The sequence below is a fragment of the Bacillus sp. FSL M7-1020 genome (genome assembly GCF_038050415.1).
In the GTDB taxonomy this organism is placed as follows: domain Bacteria; phylum Bacillota; class Bacilli; order Bacillales; family Bacillaceae_G; genus Bacillus_A; species Bacillus_A toyonensis.
In genome coordinates this window covers 4825614-4848440 of sequence record NZ_JBBOTW010000001.1, presented here as the reverse complement: position 1 = coordinate 4848440, position 22827 = coordinate 4825614, and the positions used below count along the sequence as shown (strand labels likewise).

Annotated in this window: 29 protein-coding genes; 27 read left to right on the top strand and 2 right to left on the bottom strand. The window is 38.5% G+C overall.

All coding sequences use genetic code 11. The features are described from left to right. Positions 1-60: 60 nt before the first annotated feature. From rho to MHB70_RS24990, 11 genes are all read left to right on the top strand, one after another. Positions 61-1332: a transcription termination factor Rho gene (rho, locus tag MHB70_RS25040; protein ID WP_001053898.1), complete on the top strand. Its 1272-nt coding sequence runs from the start codon at positions 61-63 to the stop codon at positions 1330-1332. A gap of 640 nt (positions 1333-1972) precedes the next feature. Then, entirely contained in the window at positions 1973-2218 is a 246-nt protein-coding gene (locus MHB70_RS25035) for a type B 50S ribosomal protein L31 (protein ID WP_000643435.1), read from the top strand. Positions 2219-2326: 108 nt separating this feature from the next. Then, on the top strand, positions 2327-2914 hold the full coding sequence (locus MHB70_RS25030) for a thymidine kinase (protein ID WP_061529770.1): 588 nt from the start codon (positions 2327-2329) through the stop codon (positions 2912-2914). A 143-nt stretch (positions 2915-3057) separates the two neighbouring features. Further along, complete coding sequence (prfA, locus tag MHB70_RS25025) at positions 3058-4125, top strand: peptide chain release factor 1 (RefSeq protein WP_000887062.1); 1068 nt, start codon at positions 3058-3060, stop codon at positions 4123-4125. Then, a complete protein-coding gene (prmC, locus tag MHB70_RS25020) occupies positions 4125-4976 on the top strand; it encodes a peptide chain release factor N(5)-glutamine methyltransferase (protein ID WP_001267071.1) in 852 nt (283 codons plus the stop codon). Before prfA ends, prmC begins: the two co-directional genes overlap by 1 nt. A 113-nt stretch (positions 4977-5089) precedes the next feature. Continuing rightward, positions 5090-5953 (top strand): stage II sporulation protein R, encoded by an 864-nt coding sequence (spoIIR, locus tag MHB70_RS25015; RefSeq protein ID WP_000745080.1) that lies wholly within the window; start codon positions 5090-5092, stop codon positions 5951-5953. 49 nt (positions 5954-6002) lie between these two features. Next, a complete protein-coding gene (locus tag MHB70_RS25010) occupies positions 6003-6461 on the top strand; it encodes a mechanosensitive ion channel protein (protein WP_000758449.1) in 459 nt (152 codons plus the stop codon). A 108-nt stretch (positions 6462-6569) separates the two neighbouring features. Continuing rightward, a complete protein-coding gene (locus tag MHB70_RS25005) occupies positions 6570-7610 on the top strand; it encodes an L-threonylcarbamoyladenylate synthase (protein ID WP_000557365.1) in 1041 nt (346 codons plus the stop codon). 77 nt (positions 7611-7687) lie between these two features. Further along, on the top strand, positions 7688-8236 hold the full coding sequence (locus MHB70_RS25000; protein WP_000142481.1) for a manganese efflux pump MntP: 549 nt from the start codon (positions 7688-7690) through the stop codon (positions 8234-8236). Between the two features lie 19 nt (positions 8237-8255). Next, the gene (locus MHB70_RS24995; RefSeq protein WP_001094286.1) at positions 8256-8387 is read left to right on the top strand and encodes a hypothetical protein; all 132 of its coding nucleotides are present in this window, start codon (positions 8256-8258) and stop codon (positions 8385-8387) included. 79 nt (positions 8388-8466) lie between these two features. Further along, entirely contained in the window at positions 8467-8742 is a 276-nt protein-coding gene (locus MHB70_RS24990) for a DUF3935 domain-containing protein (RefSeq protein WP_000197483.1), read from the top strand. Positions 8743-8936: 194 nt separating this feature from the next. Here MHB70_RS24990 and MHB70_RS24985 read toward each other — a convergent pair whose 3' ends face one another. Together MHB70_RS24985 and MHB70_RS24980 are read right to left on the bottom strand one after the other, a co-directional pair. Then, a complete protein-coding gene (locus tag MHB70_RS24985) occupies positions 8937-9548 on the bottom strand; it encodes a flavin reductase family protein (protein ID WP_000949060.1) in 612 nt (203 codons plus the stop codon). Between the two features lie 166 nt (positions 9549-9714). Then, on the bottom strand, positions 9715-10101 hold the full coding sequence (locus MHB70_RS24980; RefSeq protein ID WP_000968621.1) for a DoxX family protein: 387 nt from the start codon (positions 10099-10101) through the stop codon (positions 9715-9717). 388 nt (positions 10102-10489) lie between these two features. Here MHB70_RS24980 and MHB70_RS24975 point away from each other — a divergent pair, with 388 nt between their 5' ends. The 16 genes from MHB70_RS24975 (at position 10490) to atpD (ending at position 22821) form a co-directional block, all read left to right on the top strand. Beyond that, entirely contained in the window at positions 10490-10987 is a 498-nt protein-coding gene (locus MHB70_RS24975; RefSeq protein WP_000473666.1) for a PTS sugar transporter subunit IIA, read from the top strand. A gap of 231 nt (positions 10988-11218) precedes the next feature. Beyond that, positions 11219-11659, top strand: a complete 441-nt coding sequence (locus MHB70_RS24970) for a low molecular weight protein arginine phosphatase (protein ID WP_000832365.1) — start codon at positions 11219-11221, stop codon at positions 11657-11659. A 96-nt stretch (positions 11660-11755) separates the two neighbouring features. Further along, positions 11756-12199, top strand: a complete 444-nt coding sequence (gene rpiB / locus MHB70_RS24965; protein ID WP_000869542.1) for a ribose 5-phosphate isomerase B — start codon at positions 11756-11758, stop codon at positions 12197-12199. 66 nt (positions 12200-12265) lie between these two features. Further along, positions 12266-12838, top strand: coding sequence for a TIGR01440 family protein (locus tag MHB70_RS24960; protein WP_000136360.1), 573 nt, complete (start codon positions 12266-12268; stop codon positions 12836-12838). A gap of 253 nt (positions 12839-13091) precedes the next feature. After that, a complete protein-coding gene (gene glyA / locus MHB70_RS24955; protein ID WP_000349812.1) occupies positions 13092-14333 on the top strand; it encodes a serine hydroxymethyltransferase in 1242 nt (413 codons plus the stop codon). A 272-nt stretch (positions 14334-14605) separates the two neighbouring features. Then, positions 14606-15235 carry a uracil phosphoribosyltransferase gene (gene upp, locus MHB70_RS24950; protein WP_000517536.1) on the top strand — a complete coding sequence of 210 codons (630 nt, stop codon included), beginning with the start codon at positions 14606-14608 and terminating at the stop codon, positions 15233-15235. Between the two features lie 375 nt (positions 15236-15610). Continuing rightward, entirely contained in the window at positions 15611-15724 is a 114-nt protein-coding gene (locus MHB70_RS24945) for a DUF4024 domain-containing protein (RefSeq protein WP_000232961.1), read from the top strand. A gap of 26 nt (positions 15725-15750) precedes the next feature. Next, on the top strand, positions 15751-15975 hold the full coding sequence (locus MHB70_RS24940) for an AtpZ/AtpI family protein (RefSeq protein ID WP_001171219.1): 225 nt from the start codon (positions 15751-15753) through the stop codon (positions 15973-15975). Further along, complete coding sequence (locus MHB70_RS24935; protein ID WP_000567600.1) at positions 15975-16367, top strand: ATP synthase subunit I; 393 nt, start codon at positions 15975-15977, stop codon at positions 16365-16367. Before MHB70_RS24940 ends, MHB70_RS24935 begins: the two co-directional genes overlap by 1 nt. A gap of 7 nt (positions 16368-16374) precedes the next feature. Further along, complete coding sequence (gene atpB / locus MHB70_RS24930; protein WP_000399876.1) at positions 16375-17094, top strand: F0F1 ATP synthase subunit A; 720 nt, start codon at positions 16375-16377, stop codon at positions 17092-17094. Between the two features lie 56 nt (positions 17095-17150). Further along, positions 17151-17369: a F0F1 ATP synthase subunit C gene (atpE, locus tag MHB70_RS24925; protein WP_000052064.1), complete on the top strand. Its 219-nt coding sequence runs from the start codon at positions 17151-17153 to the stop codon at positions 17367-17369. A gap of 128 nt (positions 17370-17497) precedes the next feature. Next, positions 17498-18004, top strand: coding sequence for a F0F1 ATP synthase subunit B (atpF, locus tag MHB70_RS24920; protein ID WP_001142619.1), 507 nt, complete (start codon positions 17498-17500; stop codon positions 18002-18004). Further along, positions 18001-18543 carry a F0F1 ATP synthase subunit delta gene (atpH, locus tag MHB70_RS24915; protein ID WP_000064687.1) on the top strand — a complete coding sequence of 181 codons (543 nt, stop codon included), beginning with the start codon at positions 18001-18003 and terminating at the stop codon, positions 18541-18543. Before atpF ends, atpH begins: the two co-directional genes overlap by 4 nt. A gap of 11 nt (positions 18544-18554) precedes the next feature. After that, positions 18555-20063 (top strand): F0F1 ATP synthase subunit alpha, encoded by a 1509-nt coding sequence (gene atpA, locus MHB70_RS24910; RefSeq protein ID WP_000027515.1) that lies wholly within the window; start codon positions 18555-18557, stop codon positions 20061-20063. A 246-nt stretch (positions 20064-20309) separates the two neighbouring features. Then, the gene (gene atpG, locus MHB70_RS24905) at positions 20310-21170 is read left to right on the top strand and encodes a F0F1 ATP synthase subunit gamma (protein WP_000157703.1); all 861 of its coding nucleotides are present in this window, start codon (positions 20310-20312) and stop codon (positions 21168-21170) included. A 241-nt stretch (positions 21171-21411) separates the two neighbouring features. Beyond that, positions 21412-22821, top strand: a complete 1410-nt coding sequence (atpD, locus tag MHB70_RS24900; RefSeq protein ID WP_061529771.1) for a F0F1 ATP synthase subunit beta — start codon at positions 21412-21414, stop codon at positions 22819-22821. Positions 22822-22827 lie beyond the last annotated feature (6 nt).

Genomic DNA, 22827 nt, shown 5'->3' with positions numbered 1-22827 from the left:
TTCCGTATTTTTTCCCTTTACCCATGTGAAAAGAGAATAACGTTAAAGTGTGGTGTCTGAATGAATTTGTCAATTGCAGCATTAGAAAACATGAAATTAAAAGAGTTATACGAGCTTGCGAAAGAATTTAAGATTTCGTATTATAGCAAATTAACGAAAAAAGAATTAATCTTCGCCATTTTAAAAGCTCGAGCAGAAAAAGAAGGTTTCTTTTTCATGGAAGGCGTATTAGAAATTATTCAATCAGAAGGATTTGGATTCCTACGTCCTATCAACTATTCTCCAAGCTCAGAAGATATTTATATCTCAGCTTCGCAAATTCGTCGTTTCGATTTACGTAATGGAGATAAGGTTTCTGGTAAAGTACGACCTCCGAAAGAAAATGAACGCTATTTTGGATTATTACAAGTTGAAGCTGTAAACGGAGATGATCCAGAGTCAGCAAAAGAGCGTGTGCATTTCCCTGCATTAACACCATTATACCCAGATCGCCAAATGAAATTGGAAACGGAACCGAAAAAGTTACCGACACGCATCATGGATTTAATCGCACCAGTTGGATTTGGACAACGTGGTTTAATTGTTGCGCCTCCAAAGGCGGGTAAAACAAGTCTATTAAAAGAAATTGCACACAGTGTTACAACAAATCATCCAGAAGCAGAATTAATTGTGCTTCTAATTGATGAGCGTCCAGAGGAAGTAACAGACATTGAACGTTCTGTTAAGGGCGATGTTGTAAGTTCTACTTTTGATGAAGTACCAGAAAATCATATTAAAGTAGCTGAACTTGTGTTAGAACGTGCAATGCGTCTTGTAGAGCACAAAAAAGACGTTATCATTTTAATGGATAGTATTACCCGTTTAGCGCGAGCTTACAACCTCGTTATTCCGCCAAGTGGTAGAACATTATCGGGTGGTATCGACCCAGCGGCTTTCCATAGACCGAAGCGTTTCTTTGGGGCTGCGCGTAATATTGAAGAGGGCGGTAGCTTAACGATTTTAGCAACAGCGCTCGTTGATACAGGGTCTCGTATGGACGATGTAATTTACGAGGAATTTAAAGGAACTGGAAATATGGAACTTCACTTAGATCGCTCATTAGCTGAGCGTCGTATCTTCCCAGCGATTGATATTCGTCGCTCTGGTACGCGTAAAGAAGATCTATTAATTCCGAAAGAGCATTTAGACAAGTTGTGGGGTATTCGTAAAACAATGCGTGATACACCAGACTTCGTTGAAGGTTTCTTACGTAAACTTCGTCAAACAAAGACAAATGAAGAATTTTTACAAAACATTGTTGCAGACTCGAAAAGGTATGTAACAACTAAGTAAAGGGAAAAGATTGGGACTCGCTTATTTCGTAGTAAGCGAGTTTTTTTATGTTTTTTAGGTGATGTTAAAGGGAGAAGTAAGTGGGAGAACCTTAGCCAGTCAGAGCTGAACGAGCCGCTTGCGCTTTTAAATTGTATCCAGTTCGGGCGGCTAGCTCTTCGCATCTAAGAACCTTCCGCCCGAAAGGTAAAAAGCACCTTTAGGGCGAAAGAACCTTAGCCAGAGCTAAGCAAGCCACCTCCACTTTAAGATAATATCCAGCTCCAGCGGCTAGAATCTCCGGTCATTTCACTCTCTCGAAGCAAAAGGCGCTTCAAGGTCGAGAGTTTGAAGTGTCCTGGATTCTGAACGAGCCGCTTATGCTTTTAAATTGTATCTAGTTCCGACGGCTAGCTCTTCGTGTCTAAGAACCTCCCGCACTAAAGGTAAAGAGCACCTTTTGTGCGAGAGAACCTTAGCCAGTCAGAGCTGAACGAGCCGTCTCCACTTTTAATTTAAAAAGACAAAAACAGGTAGTTGCAAAATGAAGTTAGCCTTGTTATAATTTCATCATATGTGTTTCATCAATATAGTTGTGTATGCAGCTGAAGATGAAAAACTCTGTTTCGAAAATGATTCAGGGCGGAAGGAGATGAAAAGAATGAAAGCAGGAATTCACCCAGATTACAAGAAAGTTGTATTCATGGACACAAACACAGGCTTCAAATTCTTAAGCGGGTCTACTAAAGGCTCTAGCGAAACTGTTGAGTGGGAAGATGGTAACACTTATCCATTACTAAAAGTTGAGATCAGTTCTGATTCTCACCCATTCTACACTGGACGTCAGAAGTTTGCTACTGCAGACGGACGCGTTGATCGCTTCAATAAGAAATACGGTATCAAGTAATAAAAACATAAAACAGGCAAGTGTATGTATTCGCTTGTCTGTTTTTTTTGCGAAAATATTATACCTTTACCCTACTTTTAACTAAAAAGTAGATGAAAGGAGAGCTTCATGTACTTAATAAATCAAAATGGCTGGATTGAAGTGATTTGCGGTAGTATGTTTTCTGGTAAATCAGAAGAGCTAATCCGCCGTGTGCGCCGCACGCAATTTGCGAAACAACATGCAATTGTATTTAAACCATGTATTGATAATCGTTATAGTGAAGAAGATGTTGTATCACATAACGGATTAAAGGTAAAAGCAGTTCCTGTTTCAGCTTCAAAGGATATATTTGAACATATTACAGAAGAGTTGGATGTTATTGCAATCGATGAGGTGCAATTTTTTGATGGGGACATTGTGGAAGTGGTGCAAGTATTGGCAAATCGTGGCTATCGTGTCATTGTAGCTGGTTTAGACCAAGATTTCCGTGGTCTACCATTTGGACAAGTTCCTCAGCTGATGGCGATTGCTGAACACGTAACAAAACTGCAAGCAGTATGTTCTACATGTGGATCTCCGGCAAGTCGTACACAACGATTAATTGATGGAGAGCCGGCGGCATTTAATGATCCGATTATTTTAGTTGGAGCTTCAGAATCGTACGAACCACGTTGTCGTCATTGTCATGCAGTTCCTGAAAACAAAAATAAGTAAAACTCGCTTTGTAGGGCGGGTTTTTTTCAAAATAGAGAGAATGAGTGGTGTAAGCCGCTTGCGCTTTTAAATATAATTTGCGTTTTTTTGAGTAAGTACCATATACTATTTGTATTAGATACTAGGATGTAGAGGTGAATGATGTGTTAGATCGTTTGCAAGCTGTAGAAGATCGTTATGAGAAGTTAAATGAATTGTTAAGTGACCCAGAGGTTATTAGCGATACAAATAAGCTTCGTGAGTATTCAAAAGAACAATCTGATATGCAAGAAACGGTAGAGGTGTACCGCGAGTATAAAGATGTTCGTGAGCAATTACGAGATGCAAAAGCAATGTTAGAAGATAAGTTAGACGCTGATATGCGTGAAATGGTTAAGGAAGAAGTCTCTGAATTAGAAGGACAAGAGAAAACATTATCAGAACGTCTGAAAATTTTACTTGTTCCAAAAGACCCTAATGATGATAAAAACGTTATCGTGGAGGTTCGTGGTGCTGCTGGTGGTGATGAGGCAGCTTTATTTGCTGGTGATTTATATCGTATGTATAGCCGTTATGCTGAGGTGCAAGGTTGGAAAACTGAAATTATCGAAGCGAGCTATACAGAGTTAGGTGGATATAAAGAGATTATCTTTATGATTAACGGTAAAGGTGCTTTCGCGAAGCTGAAATTCGAGAATGGTGCTCACCGTGTACAACGTGTTCCTGAAACGGAATCTGGTGGACGTATTCATACATCTACAGCAACTGTAGCTGTATTACCAGAGGCAGAAGAAGTAGAAATTACTATTCATGAAAAAGATGTTCGTGTTGATACATTTGCTTCTAGTGGTCCTGGTGGACAGAGCGTTAATACAACGATGTCAGCGGTACGTTTAACGCATTTACCGACTGGTGTAGTTGTATCTTGTCAGGATGAGAAATCACAGATTAAGAATAAAGAAAAAGCAATGAAAGTATTACGTGCACGTGTTTATGATAAATTCAGACAAGAAGCGCAAGCTGAGTACGATCAAAACCGTAAACAAGCTGTTGGTACGGGAGACCGTTCAGAGCGTATTCGTACGTATAACTTCCCGCAAAACCGTGTTACTGACCATCGAATCGGCTTAACGATTCAAAAGCTAGATCAAATCCTACAAGGTAAGTTAGATGATTTCATCAATGCCTTAGTGATGGAAGATCAGGCGCAAAAGATGGAGGCAGCTGAGTAATGCGTGTCTATGAAGCCCTGAAATGGGCTTCTTCTTTTTTACAGGAAAATGGACGAGATGAAAATGCGGGAGAGCTTGTCCTTTGTCATGTATTAAAGACGAACAGAACAGGAATGCTCATGAATATGCGTGAAGAGATAACCGCGGAACAAGAGAAAAGTTTTGCAGAATTTATCCACAAGCACGTGGAAGGTATTCCAATCCAATATATGCTCGGTTATGAAATGTTTTATGGACGCTCGTTTTTTGTGAATGAAGAGGTATTAATACCAAGGCCTGAAACGGAAGAGCTTATAGTAGGAGTGCTAGAGAGAATTGAGCGTCACTTTGGTAATGAGAAACTTCATGTAGCGGATATTGGTACAGGTAGTGGAGCAATTTCTATTACGCTCGCTTTAGAAAATAAAAATCTTCATGTGTATACGGTAGATATTGCACGAGAATCGATTGAAGTTGCAAAAGAAAATGCAAAATCTTTGGGTGCAGAAGTAACGTTCTATCACGGTGATTTATTGTCACCATTTTATAAAATAGATCAAAAGTTAGATGTTGTTGTTTCAAACCCTCCATATATACCAGAAGAGGATTGGCGTGGTCTTTCTCCTGTTGTGAAAGAGCATGAACCAAAGAGAGCACTTGTTGGCGGTGAAGATGGATTAGATTTCTATCGCCGTTTTATGGAAGAATTGCCGAACGTGTTGCAGAAGAAAGCAATTGTGGCATTTGAAATTGGAGTAGGGCAAGGTGAGGATGTAAAGGAATTGTTACAACAAGCCTTTCCGCATGCTCATGTTGAAGTTGTTTTTGATATTAACGGAAAAGATCGTATGGTATTTGCAGAGATGGAGTAAGGTTCACACCTTACTCTATTTTTTTGTGGGGAAAATTCATATAGATTTTGAATTTAATAGTTTAGAAAGATGAAAGTCTGTCCACACTGTTTGTAGAGGGGACGGTGGAGGAAATGAAAAAACAAGTTATTGCTTATCTTCTTCTATTATTAATTGGTGCACAGTTACTTGTGCAGTTTGGATATATGAAAGCTGATGCGAAAGGGCCTTCTGTTATTCCGAAAGAGGCCGTTCGATTAAGAATTTTAGCAAATAGTGATTCAGATAAAGATCAGGCGTTAAAGCGTAAAGTACGCGATGAAGTAAAAGCGCAAATTGATGGATGGGTAGCAGATTTAACGTCATTTGAAGAGGCGCGAAAGGTAATTCAAAGTCATATTCCAGAAATCGAAAAAACAGTGAAAAACACGCTGAAAAAGGAAGGCAGTACAGAGTCATTCCAAGTGAAATTTGGTAAGAATGTAAAGTTTCCTACAAAGGTATATGGGAATTTTATTTATCCAGCAGGAGAATATGAAGCGGTACTCATTACAATTGGAAAAGGTGAAGGGGCGAATTGGTGGTGTGTGTTATTTCCTCCAATGTGTTTCTTAGATTTTTCAAGTGGTACAGCTGTAAGAAAAGAAGAGCATGTTGTGAAGGCTGAATCTCCTGAAGAAGATCAAGTGGAACAAGCTGAAGGGGATATAGTCGATTCACCAAAGATAGAAGAGGATAAGGTGAAGGAAAAGAAAGTTGTAAAACAGGAAGTAGCAAAAAAGGTAACAGCTTCTGAAAAGAAAGTAGTAAAAAATGAAATAAAAGTAGAAGAACAGCCTGTAAGTAAAGAAGAAACAAAAACAGTGGAAAAAGTAGAGAATCCTGTGGAGAAAAAGCAAGAAAAACAAAATGAGTATGTACAAGTAGAAGAGGAAGAAAAAAAGCCAGAAGTTAAATTATTTATTGTAGAAGCTTTTACATCTTTATTTTCTAAATAGTACTATTAACAAGTCCCTTCTCATATATAAAGATGAGGAGGGATTTATTATGAAGAAAGTGTATTTTGCTACGAAAGAGGATGTAGAAAGATTACATTCTTTTTTCGGACAAGCTAATAAAAAAGATGATAAAATAAATGAGTTATACGCACAATTTATGATTTTGGAAGAGGCGGAAGAAATACGAGCTGTAATTGGATATGAACAAAGTGAAGAAAATGCACTTATTCGTTCTTGTTTATTCACACCTCATGTGGATAAACAGACTTTCTTATATTTTTTCGAAATGTTTTTGCAGTATATGAAAGAAAAAAATATTCGACAATTGTACTTACTAACAAATCATCCACAATCTATAACAATCTTTCAGTTTTTTGACTTTGTCACTATAGAGAGAGAGAAAGTGCCAGAGGGAATTCGACAGCTAGAACACTTTTGTAAAAATATAAAAGAGCCGAATGCAATAATACTAAATTGTCAGCTATTCACAAAGTTATCCACGGATTAATTAGGTTTATCCACATTTTGTGGATAAACCTTGTTTGTCTTTTGGATAAATCTCATAGTAAACTAAAAATAGACAAGTATTTCAGGGTAGAAAAGGACGTGGAAAAAAATGCACACAAATATGTGGGTTGTGGATAATGTTGTGGAAAGAAAAAAATATTATCCACAGTTACAAGAAGCAGCAAGACTATTAAGAGAAAACGAAGCGGTTGCCTTCCCTACGGAAACGGTATATGGGCTAGGTGCAAACGCGATGAATGATGAAGCAATTGCGAAAATTTTTGAAGCAAAAGGGAGACCAAGTGATAATCCACTTATTGTTCACATAGGTACAAAATCTCAGTTAGATGGGATTGTAAATGAAATTCCGCCGGTTGCGGAGAAGTTAATGGAACACTTTTGGCCAGGACCATTAACGATTATTTTGCCAAGAAAAGAAGGTATTTCTGAGAAGGTGACGGCAGGTCTTAATACGGTTGGAGTAAGAATGCCGGATCATCCAGTAGCGCTCGCTCTTATTGAGGAGGCGAATGTACCGGTTGCAGCACCGAGTGCGAATCGTTCAGGGCGTCCAAGCCCAACGTTAGCTTCTCACGTATATGAAGATTTAAATGGAAAGATTGCAGGTATTGTTGATGGTGGGGCAACGGGAGTAGGCGTTGAATCAACTGTAATCGATTGTACAAGTGAGATTCCAACAATTTTACGTCCAGGCGGGATTACGAAAGAACAATTGGAAGCAGTAATAGGTACTGTTTCTTTAGATCCAGCTTTAAAGGACGAGAAGGAAAAACCGAAATCACCTGGAATGAAATATACACATTATGCACCGAAAGCGCCACTTAGTATTGTTGAAGGATCACGTGAGTTTATTCAGCGTCTTGTGGATAAGAAGAAGGATGAAGGATTTAAAGTAGGTGTATTAACGACAGAAGAATATCAGCATGTATATAGTGCAGATGTCGTATTATCTTGTGGTATGCGAAGTGATTTAGCTAGTGTTGCGACCAAATTATATGATGTACTTAGAACGTTCGATGCAAGTGAAGTGGATGTTATTTTTAGTGAGTCGTTCCCGAATGACGGAATAGGGAATGCAATAATGAATCGCTTAACAAAAGCAGCAGGACATCATATTATTACTGAATGATAATGTACGATTAGCAAACAGAATATTTCTCCTCGGATAAGCATATTTTGAAGTAGCACGTCCGAGGAGGGACATGAATGACGTTTGAACAGCTAATACCTTTAATAATTATGGCATTCGCCTTAGGGATGGATGCGTTCTCGGTGAGTCTTGGTATGGGGATGATGACCTTAAAGTTAAGACAAATCCTGTATATCGGTATGACGATAGGGATTTTTCATATAATCATGCCATTTATAGGAATGGTATTAGGTCGTTTTTTATCAGAGAAGTATGGGGACATTGCACATTTTGCAGGTGCTATTTTATTAATTGGTCTAGGGTTTTATATCGTATATTCGTCTATTTTAGAAAACGAAGAGACTAGAACAGCTCCTATTGGAATTAGTTTATTTGTATTTGCATTTGGCGTCAGTATAGATAGCTTTTCGGTAGGCCTTAGTCTTGGTATTTACGGAGCACAGACGATTATTACAATATTACTTTTTGGATTTATTAGCATGTTATTAGCGTGGTTTGGTTTATTAATTGGTAGACATGCGAAAGGTATACTCGGTACATATGGTGAGATAGTAGGTGGTATCATTCTGGTTGGATTTGGATTATATATCCTTTTTCCTATATAATTTTATGTAGGAGGGAATTATGAACACGCTATTGGAATGGTATGTTAAGTTTTTAACCTTCTTTCCTCGGTGGCTAAGAAGACTTATAATTTGGGGTATTATTTTGCAAATTTCGATGTTAGGTTGGATTAAGTTAATTCGTGAATGGTGAGATGGTTCCTTTCTGTGCATATTTTGTTTGTACTATATTTATTGCACTAAAAATTACAGATATAGAAAGGATGAGATGAATGACGAGATTGAAGCAAGTTTTTGGTATTATTATTAGTTTTTTTGTTTTTTGGTTTAGTATGCTCGGTGTACAAATGTTTGCTGAGTTTTTAGATATTGAGTCATTGAAGTTTGTTGCCGGAAAGACTGAGGCAGCGCGTACTTTTTATTCTCCATACCCTTTTTTAATTGTTTTTCTTATTACATTGCTTTCCCTATATTTCTTAGTAATTAAGCTTGGGAAACCGAAAAAAGAGAAATTGCCTACTTTAGAGGAAAAGAAGGAAGAATTATAAAAATAAAATCCCCCGCTTCTTAGCGGGGGATTTTATCATTGATTGATGGAAGTAATTAAGTTACCTTCGCTTTAAAATATATCCAGCTCCAGCGGCTAGAATGGTCGGTGGCTTCGCGTCTTCCTACGAGGCAAAAAGCGCCTCTACGTCAGAAGCTCCATCCCCCTCCCATTCTGAGCGAGCCGCTTCTGCTTTTAAACTGGCCGCACTAATTCAAATTGTTCTCCTAGTTTTGCGTAGTTGTGTCCTGCTAGACGGCTTACTGGTTTTAGTCCTTCTGCGTGAATGCGGCCTTTTTCGTATAGGTGTTCTGCGACGTGGAAACGAACGATGCGTCCGATTAGTAGATCGCAAGCTGGTGAGTCTTCCGTTCCGCCAAGAGGGATTGCGCGTTCTAGTACGCATTCCATTCGAATGTTCGCTTCTTTCACACCTGGAACAGAGATGACGTCACTTTTAATTGGTGTTAGTTTTGCTAGTTCGATTTCACTCTCGTTTGGCGGAAGGTTAGCTGCTGTTTCATTAATCGCTTCTATGTAAGATTCGTCAGAAATATGTACAACAAACTCTCCTTGTTCCATTGCGTTTCGGGAAGTATCTTTCGGTGTTCCTGCTTTTCGTTGTACAGAAACTGAAATAAGTGGTGGATTAGCAGCAACAATATTGAAATAACTATAAGGCGCTCCATTTAATACACCGTCTTTTGTTATAGAAGTAACGAATGCGACGGGACGTGGAATAATGCTGCCCGTTAATAATTTGTAATTCTCTTTTTCCGTTTGTTCATTTGGATTAATTGATAACATGTTTAAAATCTCCCTTCTGAATATGACGACTTATTGTTTGTTTACAAGATGTTAGTGGGAAACTCCTGCTGGAAATAATATTTTTTTAATGATGTAAAAAAGAGATTACCTCAATTATACTGAAGTAATCTCTTTTTAAGTAAACATCTTGAAATTGAGATAAATATTAAAGTAAAACGTATGCGCCAGGCCCGATTAAAGCGACACCAACAGCGACAGCGATTAACATTAAATTATATTCAAATCCGTCTTGTGTTACCCAGTAACCATTTTTTCCGTGAACAGTGAAGATTGCCATTAACATTGTTCCAACGATAAATAATGAACCAATTACAGTGAAAATACCTGATGCGAATAAGAAACCACCTAGTAATTCAGTTGCACCAGCCATAAATGCCATAAATACACCAGGGCGTAAACCGATTGATTCCATCCAACCGCCTGTTCCTTTTAAGCCATAACCACCGAACCAACCGAATAATTTTTGAGCACCATGACCCATGAATGTAATTCCTATAATAAGACGAATAATAAGAAGACCGAAATCCATCATTTTTGAAAACCTCCTGAAAGTTTATTAACTTACCTTATGTAAGTAATAATAAAATAGTTACTTACTTTAGTCAAGTGAATTTCGAAAAAAGTTTGAATTAAATTTTACAAATTAACGACAAAAAATAAAATGTAGTAAAGACCTCTAGACAAGTTGGGCGAAAAAAGAGAAAATATAAGTAGAAGTTAACTTCTTATTGTTATTCAGACAATCAGAATTGACTGGAATTTTGTGAAGCGCTACAATAAGAGTCTATTAGTAATGACGTAATTTATTTCGAAAGCGTTTTTACAGTATAATATTCGAAGTATGAAGTCTTACATGTATCCCGAGCTTTACTAGGGATTGCCCTATAAACTTTTAGGTAAATTATAAGGAGGACTATCCTATGTTTAAAAAATTATTCGGTCTTGGTTCAAAAACAAATGAAGAAACAATTGTAGCTCCATTAACTGGAGCAGTGAAAAATATTGAAGAAGTACCAGATCCAGTATTCGCTGGTCGTATGATGGGTGACGGTGTTGCAATCGATCCTACTGAAGGTGTAGTTGTATCTCCAGTTGATGGTGAAATCGTACAATTATTCCACACGAAACATGCTATCGGAATTAAAGCGAAAAACGGTACAGAAATTTTAATCCACGTTGGATTAGAAACTGTAAAAATGGAAGGTGAAGGTTTCGAAGCTCACGTTTCTGAAGGACAAGCTGTAAAAGCTGGAGATAAATTAATCTCATTCGACTTAGAATTAATCCGTGAAAAAGCGAAAAGCACGATTACTCCAATCGTTATTACAAACACAGATGCAGCTGAGTCTATTAAGACAACTGTAGGTGTAACAGCTACAAAAGGTTCAACAGAAGTAATGAAAGTTACAATGAAATAATTGTTGTATAAAAGGAATCCGTTTCATATGAAATGGATTCCTTATTTTTTGTTGTATGTTTAGTAGGTATGTTAAAATACTCTAGGCACTTGGAAATAGGGTTTCACATATATGTGGATAGGCGCATTTTTCTTAGAAAAATGCGCCTTTTGTATATTCACATTTCTTTTGTTCCATCCTAATGTAAGCTATTATTAAAGGGAAAAGATACAATATAAGGGGTGGGTTTGGATGAAACGAGTGTTATTTGTTTGCACTGGCAATACATGTCGTAGTCCGATGGCTGAGGCATTACTTCGTCATCATGGAGGAGATAAGTTTGAAGTGCAATCTGCTGGTGTTTTCGCCTATCCTGGAAGCGATGCATCGATATATGCGAAGGAAGCTTTAGCTGAAAAAGGAATTTCAATCGATCATGCCGCGCAGCAGGTAAATGAAGCTTTGCTTGATTGGGCTGATATTGTCGTAACGATGACGGAAAATCATAAGCAAATTGTACTTGGTCACTATCCGAGTGTTGAAAAGAAGTTGAATACATTATATGGACTAACTGAAGGTATAGGTAAAGACATTTCAGATCCTTTTGGAGGATCGCTTTCTATTTATAAAGAAACGTTAGATGAGATGGAAAAACTTGTACAAACTTTACTGAAAAAACATTCAGAGGGTTGATGTTTCGTGTATAATACGATATTGGAGATCACTTCGTCCTATTGAGGTAGCGAATGTGAAATGAAGATAATTGATTGAAACTTTGGAGGGGTAAAAATGAAAGTAGTAATAGCATCTGATCACGGCGGTATGAATATCCGTAAAGAACTTGTAAGTTTATTAGAAGAATTAAATATTGAATATATTGATTTAGGTTGTGAATGTGAAGCTGGTTCAGTTGATTACCCTGATTTTGCATTTCCAGCAGCGGAAATGGTAGCAAATGGTGAAGTGGATCGTGGTATTTTAGTTTGTGGGACAGGCATCGGTATGTCAATCGCGGCAAACAAAGTAAACGGTATTCGTTGTGCGTTAGTTCATGATACTTTCAGTGCGAAAGCAACGAGAGAGCATAATGACACTAACATGCTAGCAATGGGCGAGCGTGTAATTGGTGCTGGTCTAGCGCGTGATATCGCAAAAATTTGGTTAACAACTGACTATGAAGGTGGCCGTCACGAAAACCGCGTAGGAAAAATTAAAACATACGAAACAAAGTAATAGATTCTAACTATCAGTAGTGTGAAATATAATTTGGTGAACCAACCTGTGAAAGGAAGAGGCGTAATGACAGAAATCGTAAAGGTAAGAGAACAGCTACAAATATCGCTTTCTGATTTCCAAGAACAAGCTTCATTGCAAAGTGGTCAAATTTTTGTAGTGGGGTGTAGCACGAGCGAAGTGCTAGGAGAAAGAATTGGAACATCAGGAACGATGGAAGTAGCAGAGGCGATTTTTTCTGAGTTAAAACAATTTCAAGAGCAAACAGGTATTGCGTTAGCGTTCCAATGTTGCGAGCATTTAAACCGTGCTTTAGTAGTTGAGAGAGAAGTAGCGATAAAATATCAATTTGAAATTGTAACAGTTACGCCTGTTAGATCAGCAGGTGGTGCATTGGGGACATATGCGTATCACAATTTGAAAGATCCGGTAGTAGTTGAATTTATTAAAGCGGATGCTGGAATGGATATTGGTGATACATTTATTGGTATGCATTTAAAGCATGTAGCTGTTCCAGTTCGTACAAGTGTGAAGGAAATTGGAAATGCACATGTAACGATGGCGAAAACACGTGGAAAACTAATAGGTGGAGCACGTGCTGTTTATGCAGCGGAGGAAGAAACGATTACTTGCCGTTAAATGCGAAAAATGAGGAAGTCATATAGCAGCTTTTCATCATAGGATAAAAGGTATGTTGTCTGACTTTATAATAGAAGAAAGAAAAGACCGATTTTCGGTCTTTTTTTTCTTTTATGATATAGAAAGTCATGTTAGAATGTAGTTGAAAACATGAAGGTTCGAAAGAATTACAACCTGAATTTTCGTTTTTTCTGAATAAATAAGAAAAAACTGTTGGGAATTGATGTAATTCGTTCAGAAAAGGGGGATTTTGGTGGATCATTTAAAACGTCAAGATGAAAAGGTATTTGCTGCAATTGAGGCAGAACTAGGAAGACAGCGTTCAAAGATTGAGTTAATCGCTTCGGAGAACTTCGTAAGTGAAGCAGTAATGGAGGCGCAAGGTTCTGTTTTAACGAATAAGTATGCTGAAGGATATCCTGGAAAACGTTACTACGGTGGTTGTGAACACGTAGACGTAGTAGAAGATATCGCACGTGATCGCGTAAAAGAAATTTTCGGTGCAGAGCACGTAAATGTTCAACCACATTCTGGTGCACAAGCGAACATGGCAGTATATTTCACAATTCTAGAGCAAGGCGATACAGTACTTGGTATGAATTTATCTCATGGTGGTCACTTAACACACGGAAGCCCTGTTAACTTCAGTGGAGTACAATATAATTTCGTAGAATATGGCGTGGATGCTGACTCTCACCGTATTAATTACGATGATGTATTAGCAAAAGCGAAAGAACATAAACCAAAATTAATCGTAGCAGGTGCAAGTGCATACCCTCGTGTTATCGATTTCAAACGATTCCGTGAGATTGCAGATGAAGTGGGCGCATACTTAATGGTTGATATGGCACATATCGCTGGTTTAGTAGCTGCTGGTTTACATCCAAACCCAGTACCACATGCACATTTCGTTACAACAACAACACATAAAACATTACGTGGCCCGCGTGGTGGTATGATTTTATGTGAAGAGCAATTTGCAAAACAAATTGATAAATCAATCTTCCCTGGTATTCAAGGTGGCCCACTTATGCATGTAATCGCTGCAAAAGCTGTTGCATTTGGTGAGGTGCTTCAAGATGACTTTAAAACATATGCACAAAATATCATTAATAATGCGAACCGCTTAGCTGAAGGCCTTCAAAAAGAAGGACTTACACTTGTTTCTGGTGGAACAGACAATCACTTAATCTTGATTGATGTTCGTAATTTAGAAATCACAGGTAAAGTAGCGGAGCACGTATTAGATGAAGTTGGTATTACAGTGAACAAAAATACAATCCCATTTGAAACAGCAAGCCCATTTGTAACAAGTGGCGTACGTATCGGTACGGCAGCTGTAACATCTCGTGGTTTCGGTTTAGAAGACATGGATGAAATTGCTGCACTTATTGCTTATACATTAAAAAATCATGAAAATGAAGCTGCATTAGAAGAAGCACGTAAGCGTGTAGAAGCGTTAACGAGCAAATTCCCAATGTATACAGATCTATAATAGATTGAAAAAGACTGCTGAAACGTACTTGTTTTAGCAGTTTTTTTTGAGGACATATATTGTTTTTAAAGTATGTATACAAATGATGAATAAATTTTGGCGATATAATGAAGGATACAGCTCCCATTATTGGTAAAGATACTAGATAGATTCATCGTAAAATCATGATTTTGCCAAATTTGCCCTTGAATATTAGTAGCGTTTTCTTTACAATCGTAAATAGTGTAAAAAAGCGTGCAAACGCATGAATATCATCTAAAGGAGAGATTCACATGGGAAAACTGTATGTATTTGATCACCCGTTAATTCAACATAAGATTACATATATTCGCGATAAGAATACAGGTACGAAAGATTTTCGTGAATTAGTGGACGAAGTAGCAAGCTTAATGGCTTTCGAAATTACTCGCGACCTTCCACTTAAAGACATTGAAATTGAAACGCCTGTAAGTAAAGCGACAACAAAAGTGATCGCTGGTAAAAAACTTGGTTTAATTCCGATTTTACGTGCAGGTTTAGGAATGGTTGATGGAATTCTGAAATTAATTCCAGCAGCAAAAGTAGGACACGTTGGTTTATACCGTGACCCTGAAACATTGCAACCGGTAGAATACTATGTGAAACTTCCAACGGATGTAGAAGAGCGTGACTTTATCGTACTAGATCCGATGCTAGCAACAGGTGGTTCTGCAGCTGAAGCAATTAACTCTCTGAAAAAACGCGGTGCGAAACAAATTAAATTAATGTGTATCGTAGCTGCTCCAGAAGGAGTAAAAGTAGTACAAGAAGAGCATCCTGATGTTGATATTTATGTAGCAGCATTAGATGAAAAGTTAAATGACCACGGTTATGTAGTGCCAGGTCTTGGTGATGCTGGTGACCGTTTATTCGGAACGAAGTAAGACAACTGACGAGAGGGAATTCCCTACTCGTCTTTTTTTGTCCCGGGTATGCAGGCAGGGGAGGGGGATAAATATGCAACGTGTATACAACATAAGTTGCATACACAACACATATAATATAGAAGTCTTACGTCTAAGGAGCACTATATTATGGAAGGAAAGCGTTATATCTTAAAAATATAATAGTGACAAACTTGTGAACATTTCCTTCTATTATAAAGAGAAAACTGTTAGAAATTGCATATCTCTAACCAGTATTTAGAAGGGGAACGTTTTCATTTTTGGGAGGAAATGCCTAATACTCAAATTTTTTGATTTTTTACGATTTCTCGTTGACACTGTTAATACCCTATTGTATGCTAACAACGGGGATAGATGGTAGGGCTTTCAGTGACAAAAATACATCTATTCCGTGACGAAAATGTAAACTTTTTATTTTGTATAGGATTTATGCAAAAAAATGAGTTATTATTAACACATCGTGAATGAGGGTTACATATTGGAGGGATGAATCCTTGCAAAAAAACGACCGCAGCCATATAAAAGCTTATGCTTTAATGTCAGGAATTCTTGCTCAATTAGTCGGTTCTATTCTTATTGGAATCTTTGGTGGGCAGTGGATTGATAATAAGGTTGGAACGTTTCCATTGTTTCTTATTATAGGTTTATTACTAGGATTAGGAACAGGGGTATACGCAATGATTCGACTCATTCGACATTACTATTCGGGAGAGCAATGATGATAGACGTACATGGACTTGTCCAAAGACAAAAGAAATATATGTACTACTTGCTTGCGCTTCTAGTGCTAGGATGGGGATTCACCTCTTACAAGGATGTATTTCTTGGGCTGATTATCGGAACGATTTTCAGTTTTCTTAGTTTGCGCATCATTGCACGTAGAACAGACAAGCTGTTAGATCGCGTAACGAATGGAGAAAACGTGAAGTTTAAGGCAACAGCGGTAAGTACATATTCGAGATTCGCGACAATTGGGTTATTAATTTTATTTGCAGCCAAATATCAAGAGTTAATTGCGATGTGGGGCTTAGGTGTAGGATTGCTGACAGGATATCTTGTCATGATCATAGATTTTCTTTATTTAGAGTATAAGAGCAGGGAAGAGAGGTGAATTACTAGTGGAACACGGTAAATTAGTTGAATTTCTAGGTTTAACGTTCGATTTGTCATCAGTTATGATGGTTACTGTAGCAGCAGTTATTGTTTTCTTAATCGCAGTTATAGGAACTCGCAGCTTAGCTCTTCGCCCAACAGGAATGCAAAATTTCATGGAATGGGTGTTTGACTTCGTGAAAGGGATTATCAATAGTACGATGGACTGGAAAACAGGTGGACGTTTCTTAACGCTTGGCGTTACGCTTATCATGTTTATCATCGTATCGAACTTCCTTGGTTTACCATTCATGTATTCAACAGTTGAGGCTGGCGAACATATTGCATGGTGGAGATCACCAACGTCTGATCCAGCAGTTACATTAACATTAGCCGTGATGGTAGTTACCCTCACCCATTATTATGGAATTAAGATGAAGGGTACGAAAGAATACGTTAAAGGTTATTTCCAACCTATGAAATTCTTATTCCCATTAAAGGTTATTGAGGAGTTTGCTAACACATTAACGTTAGGTCTTCGTTTGTTCGGTAACATTTATGCAGGTGAAATCCTGTTAGGATTACTTGCTAAGTTAGGCGGAGCATCAGTTCTTGGAGCATTAGGTGCGCTTGTACCGATGTTAGCATGGATGGGATTCAGTGTATTCGTTGGATCAATCCAGTCATTTATTTTCGTTATGTTAACGATGGTTTATATGGCTCATAAAGTAAGCCATGACCATTAATATAATTTAAGTAAGAAAAAATTTATTTTTTTATAATACAAAGGAGGACAAATTAAATGAGTTTAGGTGTAATCGCAGCTGCAATTGCAATTGGTTTATCAGCATTAGGTGCAGGTATTGGTAACGGTCTTATCGTATCACGTACAATCGAAGGTGTTGCTCGTCAACCAGAATTAAAAGGCGCACTTCAAACAATTATGTTCATCGGGGTTGCTTTAGTTGAGGCACTTCCAATCATCGGTGTAGTTATTGCTTTCATCGTAATGAACAAATAAGGGAGACTCCCCTTACATAGATGGCGAAGAGTGTTTTTTGAACTTTCTTCGCCATTGCTTTATGAACGAAACGTATGTCTTTTTTTTTCATATGATCAATTTAGATATTTTGAAGGGAGTGAATCCTTGTGCCAACTTTATTATTAGGGGCTGCCATTCCATTTGGAACGATTGCTTATACATTGTTCATTTTCTTACTTCTATTAGTAATGCTACGCAAATTTGCGTGGGGTCCTTTAATGGGAATTATGAAAGAACGTGAAGAGCATGTTACTAGTGAAATCGACGCTGCAGAAAGAAGTAACGCTGAAGCGAAGAAATTAGTAGAAGAACAACGTGAAATGTTAAAACAATCGCGTGTTGAAGCACAAGAGTTAATCGAAAGAGCGAAAAAACAAGCTGTAGATCAAAAAGATGTGATTGTTGCTGCTGCGAAAGAAGAAGCAGAATCAATTAAAGCATCTGCTGTACAAGAAATTCAACGCGAAAAAGAGCAAGCGATTGCTGCTTTACAAGAACAAGTCGCTTCTTTATCTGTTCAAATTGCTTCTAAAGTAATTGAAAAAGAGTTAAAAGAAGAAGATCAAGTGAAGTTAATTCGCGATTATATTAAAGAAGTAGGAGAAGCGCGATGAGCAATGGGATTGTAGCAAAACGTTATGCTGTCGCTCTTTTTAAAATTGCAAAAGAAAAACACGTATTAGAAATGTTTGAAGAGGAATTACGCCTTGTACAAAACGTTTATGTAAAGAACGGAGAACTACATAGCTTTTTAACGCAACCGAACATTTCAAAAGAGCAGAAGAAAACGTTTCTTGCAAACGTATTCGGATCTGTTTCTGAATCTATTTTAAATACGTTATATATTTTAATTGATAACAAGCGCATTGAAATCTTACCTGAAATTGCAGATGAATATGTTGTTCTTGCTAATGAAGAACGTAACGTAGCGGATGCAACTGTGTATTCTACTCGTCTTCTATCTGAAGAAGAGAAGCTTAACGTTGCAGAAGCATTTGCAAAGAGAACGGGAAAAGATGCAATTCGCGTAAAAAATGTTGTAGATGAAGATTTACTAGGCGGCATTAAAGTACGTATTGGAAATCGCATTTATGATGGAAGTTTACAAGGAAAATTAGCACGTATTCAACGTGAATTAATGAAGAATAGATAGGGGTGAAGCACATGAGCATCAGAGCTGAAGAAATTAGCGCACTGATAAAGCAACAAATCGAGAACTATCAGTCTGAAATCGAAGTTAGTGATGTTGGTACAGTTATCCAAGTTGGTGACGGTATCGCGCGTGCTCATGGTCTTGATAACGTTATGGCTGGTGAACTTGTAGAGTTCTCTAACGGCGTTATGGGGCTAGCACAAAACTTAGAAGAAAACAATGTAGGTATCATTATTTTAGGACCTTACACAGAAATCCGTGAAGGTGACGAAGTTCGTCGTACTGGTCGCATCATGCAAGTACCAGTAGGGAAAGAACTAATCGGTCGTGTTGTAAACCCATTAGGTCAACCAGTTGATGGTTTAGGCCCAATCAATACAACAAACACTCGTCCAATCGAAAGTCCAGCACCAGGTGTAATGGATCGTAAATCTGTTCATGAGCCACTTCAAACAGGTATTAAAGCGATCGATGCTCTTGTACCAATTGGCCGTGGTCAACGTGAGTTAATCATCGGTGACCGTCAAACAGGTAAAACAGCAGTTGCACTTGATACAATCATTAATCAAAAAGATGAAGATATGATTTGTATCTATGTAGCTATCGGACAAAAAGAATCAACTGTACGTAACGTAGTAGAAACACTACGTAAGCACGGCGCATTAGATTACACAATCGTTGTAACTGCATCAGCTTCTCAACCAGCTCCATTATTATACTTAGCTCCTTACGCTGGTGTAACAATGGGTGAAGAGTTCATGTACAATGGTAAACACGTATTAGTAGTATATGATGACTTATCAAAACAAGCAGCGGCTTACCGTGAGCTTTCATTACTATTACGTCGTCCTCCAGGTCGTGAAGCATATCCAGGGGATGTATTCTACTTACATTCTCGCTTATTAGAGCGTGCAGCAAAATTAAGTGATGCAAGAGGCGGCGGTTCTTTAACTGCACTACCTTTCATCGAAACACAAGCAGGGGACGTATCAGCTTACATCCCAACAAACGTAATCTCGATTACGGATGGACAAATCTTCTTACAATCTGACCTATTCTTCTCTGGCGTACGTCCAGCGATCGATGCGGGTACTTCTGTATCACGTGTAGGTGGATCTGCTCAGATTAAAGCAATGAGTAAAGTATCAGGTACACTTCGTCTTGACCTTGCATCTTACCGTGAGTTAGAAGCGTTCGCTCAGTTCGGTTCTGACCTTGATAAAGCAACGCAAGCGAAACTAAACCGTGGTGCTCGTACAGTTGAGGTATTAAAACAAGGATTACACAAACCGTTACGTGTAGAGAAACAAGTTATCATTCTTTACGCTTTAACACGTGGATTCCTAGATGATATCCCAGTAGTCGATATCACTCGTTTCGAAGAAGAATTCCATGCTTGGTTAGATTCAAATGCAGCTGACTTATTAAGCGAAATCCGCACAACTAAGAAACTTGCGGATGACGACAAATTTGCAGCAGCAATTAACGGATTTAAAAAAGTATTCGTAGCTTCTGAGTAATTAATAAAAGCGGAAGCGGCTCGATTTGAATGTGAAGTGAAGCCACCGAGCATTCAAGCCGCTGGAGCTAGATAGTATATATAAAAGGCATCTCAGGTTCTGAGATTGCTGACGGTTATGTAGAGGAAAAGAGTAGGTGCACCTATTCTTTTCCTTCAATCATGAGCAAGAATATCTTGCAACGTAGATTAGGAAGAGGATTCTTACTAATCGTGCCAACTTCCGGAAAAAAGGTGGTGAAAACCTGTGGCATCTTTACGCGATATAAAAGCGAAGATTACCTCGACAAAGAAAACGAGTCAAATTACGAAAGCGATGGAGATGGTATCTGCATCTAAGTTAAACCGTGCAGAGCAAAATGCTAAATCTTTCGTTCCGTATATGGAAAAGATTCAAGAAGTAGTAGCGAGCATTGCGCAAGGAAGTAAAGGAATTAATCATCCAATGCTAAATGCGCGTCCTGTAAAGCGTACAGGATACATCGTTATTACATCTGATCGCGGACTAGCAGGTGGTTATAACAGTAACGTATTACGTACAGTTAGTAACGTGATTCGTGAACGTCATAATATGGATTCAAACCAATATTCAATTATTGTGCTTGGCCGACTAGGACGTGATTATTTAAAACGTCGCGGATTTAACATCATTGATGAAGTAGTTGGATTATCTGACCACCCATCATTTACTGATATTAAAGATCTTGCTTCTCGAGCAATTGCGATGTTCGCAGATGGTGCTTATGATGAGCTGTATATTTACTACAACCATTACGTAAGTAAAATTTCACAAGAAGTAACGGAAAATAAAATTTTACCGCTTACTGATGTGGCGTCTGACAAACCGACGACAGCTTATGAATTCGAACCTTCTGAAGAAGAAATATTAAAAGTATTATTGCCACAATACGCAGAAAGCTTAGTGTACGGTGCATTACTAGACGGTAAAGCAAGTGAGCACGCGGCGCGTATGACAGCAATGAAGAGTGCTACAGACAACGCAATGGAAGTTATCGATTCACTTACACTTTCATTCAACCGTGCACGTCAAGCAGCGATTACGCAAGAAATTACGGAAATCGTTGGTGGAGCAGCAGCGTTAGAATAGTAATAAAAAGTGGAAGCGGCTCGTCCAGAACAGGAGGGCATTGGAGCTCCTGACGAAGAGGCGTAATTTGCCTCGCAGGAAGGCGCGAAATGACCGACTGTTCTAGCCGCTGGAACTAGATTCAATAAAAAGTGGAAGCGGCTCTGTCAAAAGAGTCGCATAAGCTATAAACTAATAAAAAATTAAAAGCCGACTTCTCTTAGAAAGCTGGCTAATTAAAAGAAAGCTAGGAGGGAACCCGATGAATAAAGGGCGCGTTACGCAAATCATGGGTCCGGTTGTAGACGTTAAGTTTGATGGCGGAAAGCTACCAGAAATCTACAACGCCCTTACGGTAAAACAAAGCAACGAAAACGGAGCAAACATTAACTTAACATTTGAAGTTGCACTTCATTTAGGTGATGACACAGTTCGTACAGTTGCAATGTCTTCCACAGATGGACTTGTTCGTGGCACAGAAGTAGAAGATACTGGTAAAGCAATCTCTGTACCAGTTGGTGATGTAACACTTGGTCGTGTATTTAACGTATTAGGTGATGCAATTGACTTAGATGGTGAACTTCCTGCGGATGTACACCGTGATCCAATTCACCGTCAAGCACCTGCATTCGAAGAGTTATCTACTAAAGTAGAAATTCTTGAAACTGGTATTAAAGTAGTAGACTTACTTGCTCCTTACATTAAGGGTGGTAAAATCGGTCTATTCGGTGGTGCCGGCGTAGGTAAAACAGTATTAATTCAGGAATTAATTAACAACATCGCACAAGAGCACGGTGGTATCTCTGTATTCGCTGGTGTAGGTGAGCGTACTCGTGAGGGTAATGACTTATACCACGAAATGAGTGATTCTGGCGTAATCAAGAAAACTGCGATGGTATTCGGACAAATGAACGAGCCACCTGGAGCACGTCAACGTGTTGCATTAACAGGTTTAACAATGGCTGAGCATTTCCGTGATGAGCAAGGACAAGACGTACTATTGTTCATCGATAACATCTTCCGTTTCACGCAAGCGGGTTCTGAAGTATCTGCCCTTCTTGGTCGTATGCCATCTGCGGTAGGTTACCAACCAACACTTGCAACAGAAATGGGTCAATTACAAGAGCGTATTACATCTACAAATAAAGGGTCTATCACGTCTATCCAAGCGGTATATGTACCAGCCGATGACTATACTGACCCAGCACCAGCTACAACGTTCGCTCACTTAGATGCAACAACAAACTTAGAGCGTCGTTTAACGCAAATGGGTATTTACCCAGCCGTAGATCCATTAGCATCTACATCTCGTGCACTTTCTCCAGAAATCGTAGGAGAAGAGCATTATGAAGTAGCTCGTCAAGTACAGCAAACTTTACAACGTTATAAAGAGCTTCAAGACATCATCGCTATCTTAGGTATGGATGAGTTATCTGAAGAAGATAAGTTAGTTGTACATCGTGCTCGTCGTATTCAATTCTTCTTATCTCAAAACTTCCACGTAGCTGAGCAGTTTACAGGTCAAAAAGGTTCTTATGTACCTGTAAAAAATACAGTTAGTGGTTTCAAAGAAATTCTAGAAGGAAAATATGATGACCTTCCAGAAGATGCATTCCGCCTTGTTGGTGGCATTGAAGAAGTTATTGAAAACGCGAAGAAAATGATGGCGTAAGGCCTT

Coding starts and splice junctions, on each gene's coding strand:
- rho (WP_001053898.1), top strand. CDS start 61: ATGAATTTGTCAATTGCAGCATTAGAAAACATGAAATTAAAAGAGTTA.
- MHB70_RS25035 (WP_000643435.1), top strand. CDS start 1,973: ATGAAAGCAGGAATTCACCCAGATTACAAGAAAGTTGTATTCATGGAC.
- MHB70_RS25030 (WP_061529770.1), top strand. CDS start 2,327: ATGTACTTAATAAATCAAAATGGCTGGATTGAAGTGATTTGCGGTAGT.
- prmC (WP_001267071.1), top strand. CDS start 4,125: ATGCGTGTCTATGAAGCCCTGAAATGGGCTTCTTCTTTTTTACAGGAA.
- spoIIR (WP_000745080.1), top strand. CDS start 5,090: ATGAAAAAACAAGTTATTGCTTATCTTCTTCTATTATTAATTGGTGCA.
- MHB70_RS25010 (WP_000758449.1), top strand. CDS start 6,003: ATGAAGAAAGTGTATTTTGCTACGAAAGAGGATGTAGAAAGATTACAT.
- MHB70_RS25005 (WP_000557365.1), top strand. CDS start 6,570: ATGCACACAAATATGTGGGTTGTGGATAATGTTGTGGAAAGAAAAAAA.
- MHB70_RS25000 (WP_000142481.1), top strand. CDS start 7,688: ATGACGTTTGAACAGCTAATACCTTTAATAATTATGGCATTCGCCTTA.
- MHB70_RS24995 (WP_001094286.1), top strand. CDS start 8,256: ATGAACACGCTATTGGAATGGTATGTTAAGTTTTTAACCTTCTTTCCT.
- MHB70_RS24990 (WP_000197483.1), top strand. CDS start 8,467: ATGACGAGATTGAAGCAAGTTTTTGGTATTATTATTAGTTTTTTTGTT.
- MHB70_RS24985 (WP_000949060.1), bottom strand. CDS start 9,548: ATGTTATCAATTAATCCAAATGAACAAACGGAAAAAGAGAATTACAAA.
- MHB70_RS24980 (WP_000968621.1), bottom strand. CDS start 10,101: ATGATGGATTTCGGTCTTCTTATTATTCGTCTTATTATAGGAATTACA.
- MHB70_RS24975 (WP_000473666.1), top strand. CDS start 10,490: ATGTTTAAAAAATTATTCGGTCTTGGTTCAAAAACAAATGAAGAAACA.
- MHB70_RS24970 (WP_000832365.1), top strand. CDS start 11,219: ATGAAACGAGTGTTATTTGTTTGCACTGGCAATACATGTCGTAGTCCG.
- rpiB (WP_000869542.1), top strand. CDS start 11,756: ATGAAAGTAGTAATAGCATCTGATCACGGCGGTATGAATATCCGTAAA.
- MHB70_RS24960 (WP_000136360.1), top strand. CDS start 12,266: ATGACAGAAATCGTAAAGGTAAGAGAACAGCTACAAATATCGCTTTCT.
- upp (WP_000517536.1), top strand. CDS start 14,606: ATGGGAAAACTGTATGTATTTGATCACCCGTTAATTCAACATAAGATT.
- MHB70_RS24945 (WP_000232961.1), top strand. CDS start 15,611: ATGGTAGGGCTTTCAGTGACAAAAATACATCTATTCCGTGACGAAAAT.
- MHB70_RS24935 (WP_000567600.1), top strand. CDS start 15,975: ATGATAGACGTACATGGACTTGTCCAAAGACAAAAGAAATATATGTAC.
- atpE (WP_000052064.1), top strand. CDS start 17,151: ATGAGTTTAGGTGTAATCGCAGCTGCAATTGCAATTGGTTTATCAGCA.
- atpH (WP_000064687.1), top strand. CDS start 18,001: ATGAGCAATGGGATTGTAGCAAAACGTTATGCTGTCGCTCTTTTTAAA.
- atpA (WP_000027515.1), top strand. CDS start 18,555: ATGAGCATCAGAGCTGAAGAAATTAGCGCACTGATAAAGCAACAAATC.
- atpD (WP_061529771.1), top strand. CDS start 21,412: ATGAATAAAGGGCGCGTTACGCAAATCATGGGTCCGGTTGTAGACGTT.